Genomic DNA, 4,733 nt, shown 5'->3' with positions numbered 1-4,733 from the left:
CCTCATGACGATGTGGAAGGAGCCGGCGTGGCGCCGCGAGGTCTTGGTCAGCCGGACGAGCTGGCCGCGGCGCAGATGCTCGTCGGCAAATCCCGCCCAGGCGAGCGCCGCGCCGCGCCCGGCGATGGTTTCGTGTATCATCGACATGTAGCCGGTGAACCGAGGTCCGTCGAGTTTCCGGTCGGTTCCGACCCACGATTGCCAACTGTCGATCGCGCCCGGCGGCGTCACCTGATGCAGCAGCGGCACTGCCAGGAAAGCCTCAGGCTCTTCCGAGGCGAGCGCCGGATAACGCGCCAGGAACGCCGGCGCGCAAACCGGGAACCACTCACCCTCGAGCAGTTTTTCGGTCACGAAGTCGGGCCATTGCCCGGCTTCGCCGAAACGGATCGACAATGCCACTTCAGGCTGGTCGAAATCCCTGTAGTCGGTGGATGTCTGCAGCAGCACCCGGCCATCGGCAACCTGCGATGTGATGAGGCCGAAGCGCGGCATCAGCCATGCCTGCGCGAAGTCGTGGCTGCAGCCGACCACGAATGTATCGCTGTCGTGCGCGGTCAAATCCTCGACCGCTTGCCTGATGGTGCCGAGACCCTCGCGGATCGCTTCGGCCAGCGTGTTGCCGGCCCCGGTGACGGCGACGCGGTTGCCTCTGCGCGTGAACAGCTCGACCGACAGCTGGCGCTCGAGATTGGCGACATGCCTGCTGACCGCCGATTGTGCGATGTTGAGCTCCTGTGCGGCCAGCGTCAGCCCGCCATGCCTGGCGGCAGCCTCGAAGACGACCATGGCGTTCAGCAGGGGAAGCGATGTCTTGAGGGTTTTCACGATCCAAACCTGCTTTCATGCCTTTTCGATATGAATGTCTATCATTTCTGTATTTGCTGCAAGCCTTTCCGCATCGCACACTCTATCGAAACGTCATTCGAACGCCAGCGAGCAGAAAGGTGTTTGCCGTGCAGGCCTACACATCGAACAGCCAGCCTATCGACAGAAGCGAGACCGTCAGGCTGATCGACCGGCAACGTCCGGACTGGTCGCTGGAACAGGCCTTCTACGCGGCCCCTGCCATCTTCGCGCTGGAACGGGACTTGTGGTTTCCGCGTCAATGGATGCTTGTCGCCCATGCCAGCGAGGTCCCAGAAAAAGGCCGCTACATCGTGCGCCAGCTTTTCGACGAGGAGATCATCGTCGTGCGCTTCGACGACGGCGAGGAGGACATCGCGGCCTACTACAATGTCTGCACCCATCGCGGCTCGCGGCTCTGCGCCAAGGATGGTCGCGGCAAGCTTCTGGTCTGCCCCTACCATGCCTGGTCGTTCAGGCTGACCGGCGAGTTGCAGTCACGGCAGGATCTACCGGAAAGCGTCGATCCGGAAGCGCTGGGACTGCACCGCGTACCCTGCAAGAGTTTCGGCGGCCTCGTGTTCTGCGGCCTTGATGCCAATTCGCTGCCCGACATCCAGCCTGTCGCGGACGGGCTGACCGGCGGCTTGCGCGAAAACGGCCTTGACCGTGCACGCATCGTCGCGCGCAAGAACTATCTCACCAAGGCGAACTGGAAGCTGGTGCTCGAGAACTTCCTCGAATGCTATCACTGCCGGCCGGCCCACCCCGAATATTACCGCGTCAACGGCCATGTCAAAGTGACCGCGACCCGCGACGCCGACAAGGCGGTCGAGTGGCAGAATGAAATCGAGGCCTGGCACAGCGTCATCGGCGATGCCGAGTTCCACAAGGGCGCGTGGCAGGCTGGCGACCTCGACACGATGCCGTTTGCCATGCACCGCAAGCCGATCGGATCCGGCCGCAACACGCTGTCCAATACAGGTGAGGGGGTCTCATGCCTGATGGGCGGCCGTCACGCCTATGATGGTGGCGAAAGCGGCTTCCGCCTCGGACGCCTGTCGTTTGCAAGTGCTGCCAATGATTATGTCACGCTGTTCCAGATGATACCGCGCAGCGCCACGGAAACCGACGTCATTCTGACCTGGCTCGTCGACAAGGACGCCGATGGCGACATCGACGCCGATGCGATCAGCTGGATGTGGGACGTCACCACGGTGCAGGACAAGAAGATCACCGAGGACAATGCCGACGGCATCATGTCGCGCGCCTACCGGCCGGGTCCCTATACGCCGCTGGAAAGCCAGACCTCGTTCTTCGTGCAGACCTATCTGTCAGAACTGCGTTCGCTGATCACCGGCACGCGCGGCGCACCGATCAGCCAATGGTCTGCGCCGAAGGAACTTTTCGCCTCGCCGAAAGCGGCGAGTTGCAACGCGCGCCTCTGACCCGCAGCCGAAGATGCCTCTTTGAGGCGTCGCGTTCCGATGCCATATGAAGGTGGCCGACGGAATGTTGCGGGAGAGGTGGTCATGACCAAAGGTTCGGATCTGTTCGTCGCGGCCCTCGAGAACGAAGGGGTCGAGCGGATTTTCGGCATTCCGGGCGAAGAAAATCTCGATATCGTCGAATCCATCCGCCGCTCCTCGATCCAGCTGATCCTGACCCGCCACGAGCAGGCAGCCGCTTTCATGGCCGCCACCTATGGCAGGCTTACCGGCAAGCCGGGTGTGTGCATCACCACGCTTGGCCCGGGCGCGCTCAACCTTTCGACCGGTTCGGCCTATGCGCTGCTCGGCGCGATGCCGATGATCATGATCACCGGCCAGAAAGGCATCCTGTCATCCCGGCAGGCGCGCTTCCAGATCGTCGACATCGTCGCGGCGATGAAGCCGCTGACCAAGCTGTCGCGTCAGATCGTTTCGCCGAAGATGATCCCCTCGTTGGTTCGCGAAGCTTTCCGTGTCGCCCAGGAAGAGCGTCCCGGCCCCGTACATCTTGAATTGCCGGAAGACATTGCGGCGGCCGAGTGTGAACCGGTAGCACTCGTGCCAACGCATCCGGTCGAACTGCCGCTGGCCAGCCCGGGCGCGCTTGATCGCGCCGCCCGTATGATCATGGAAGCCAGGCGTCCGCTGCTGATGTTTGGTGCGGCGGCGTCGCGACCGCGCGTGACTCCCGATGTCGCCCAGTTCGTGCTGCGGACGCAAATTCCCTATTTCACCACGCAGATGGGCAAGGGCACCGTGCCTGGCGGCACGGAGCTCTATATGGGAACGGCAGCCCTTTCGGAGCGCGACTATGTGCACGAGGCCATCGAACAGGCCGATCTGATCATCACCGTCGGTCACGACACGGTAGAGAAGCCGCCCTTCATCATGGGGGCGAAGGGGCCGAAGGTCATTCATGTCGGCTACCATTCAGCCGATGTCGAGCAGGTCTATTTCCCGCAAGCCGAAATCGTCGGCGACCTCGGTCCTTCGCTGGCGCTGCTGGCCGACCGCATCGAGGGCAAGGTCCCCAATGCACAGGCCTTGCTGCCGCTGCGGGAAGGCATTCTGAGCCGCATCGCCGCGCGCGCCACCGAAGATCGCTTCACGCCGCAGCGCATCGTGCATGACGTGCGCGCCGTGATGCCGGCGGATGGGATTCTTGCCCTCGACAACGGCATGTACAAGATCTGGTTCGCGCGCAACTACCGCACCCGCATGGCAAACACGATCCTGCTCGACAATGCGCTGGCCACGATGGGCGCGGGCTTGCCGTCGGCGATGATGGCGGCACTGCTCTATCCGCAGCGCCGTGTCATGGCCATCTGTGGCGATGGCGGCTTCATGATGAACAGCCAGGAACTGGAGACCGCCGTCAGGCTCAAGCTCAATCTCGTCGTCCTGCTGCTCGAAGACCATGCCTATGGCATGATCCGCTGGAAGCAGGCGGTCGACGAATTTCCGGATTTCGGCATGACCTTCGGCAATCCCGACTTCGTCAGATATGCCGAGGCCTACGGAGCCAAGGGGACAAGAGTTGGCGAGATCGCCGATTTGCGGCAGGCGCTGGAACGGGCCTTCACCGGCGGCGGCGTGCACCTCGTCGTCGTGCCCATCGACTATCCCGAAAACACCAGGGTGCTTGTCGACGAATTGCGCGAGCGGCTGCCTGCGCCGCAAGCGAGCTGACGGCGGCTTTGCCGCCGTCAGGATTACCTGGAGCTGTTGCCGAAGCGCCTACAGTTTGCAGTAAGGGGTGGCCGGCGCGATCGTCCCGAAATCCTTGGCGATCTCATAGCTGATGCCGTCTGCGGCCGCCTTGCCGACATAGGAATGGCAGAGCGTGTGGTTGTTGCTGGCATCGACCCGGATCTTGCCTTGCGGCGCGTCGAACTCGATCGTCGGCAGCGCCTTGAGCACATCATCGTCCTTCAGCGATCCGGCCTTCTCGGCGGCCAGGGCGTAGAGATGCAGGCCGTTGTAGCCGGCTTCGCCGATGCCGTTGACCATCTTCTCCTTGCCGAACTTCTCGCGGAAGCTCGCGATGAACTTCTTGTTGACCGGATTGTCGAGCGCCATCCAGTAAGGCTGCGGTGCGTAGGTGCCGGCCGCGACGCCGGGCGGCAGCGCGTCCTTGTTGAAGACCTCGTCGAGCGGTGCGATCAGCGGCTGCTTGATATCGAAGCTGCGATACTGCTTGAGCTGGGTGACGGCGTCGTTGCCGACCACCATCGACCAGACGACATCGGGCTTCAGCGACTTGATCTTCTGGAAGGCCGGGCCGAAATCCGTGGTGCCGAACGGATAGTAGTCGGCGCCGATGATCTTGCCGCCGGCCTTTTCGTAAGCCGCCGTGATCGCCTCGGTCATCTTCTGCGGCCAGGCATAGTCGGAGGC

4 protein-coding genes are annotated in these 4,733 nt (G+C 62.8%); 2 read left to right on the top strand and 2 right to left on the bottom strand.

Annotated features, from left to right (window positions below; genetic code table 11):
• Positions 1–828: LysR family transcriptional regulator (locus EN994_RS18370; RefSeq protein WP_127307706.1), on the bottom strand; the 828-nt coding region annotated here is incomplete at its 3' end.
• 128 nt (positions 829–956) lie between these two features.
• Here EN994_RS18370 and EN994_RS18365 point away from each other — a divergent pair.
• Positions 957–2,294: an aromatic ring-hydroxylating dioxygenase subunit alpha gene (locus tag EN994_RS18365; RefSeq protein WP_164745998.1), complete on the top strand. Its 1,338-nt coding sequence runs from the start codon at positions 957–959 to the stop codon at positions 2,292–2,294.
• 84 nt (positions 2,295–2,378) lie between these two features.
• On the top strand, positions 2,379–4,025 hold the full coding sequence (locus tag EN994_RS18360; protein WP_063167559.1) for an acetolactate synthase large subunit: 1,647 nt from the start codon (positions 2,379–2,381) through the stop codon (positions 4,023–4,025).
• Positions 4,026–4,073: 48 nt separating this feature from the next.
• On the opposite strand, the gene EN994_RS18355 is transcribed toward EN994_RS18360, so the two are convergent.
• A partial coding sequence (locus tag EN994_RS18355) for an ABC transporter substrate-binding protein (protein WP_164745997.1) occupies positions 4,074–4,733 on the bottom strand: 660 nt, incomplete at its 5' end.

This window comes from Mesorhizobium sp. M7A.F.Ca.CA.002.09.1.1 (assembly GCF_003998555.1).
GTDB lineage: Bacteria > Pseudomonadota > Alphaproteobacteria > Rhizobiales > Rhizobiaceae > Mesorhizobium > Mesorhizobium ciceri.
This window is presented reverse-complemented; position numbering and strand designations above follow the sequence as displayed.

What these genes read in the sequence shown, in the direction of transcription:
- EN994_RS18360 (WP_063167559.1), top strand. Translation starts at nt 2,379, where the DNA reads ATGACCAAAGGTTCGGATCTGTTCGTCGCGGCCCTCGAGAACGAAGGG.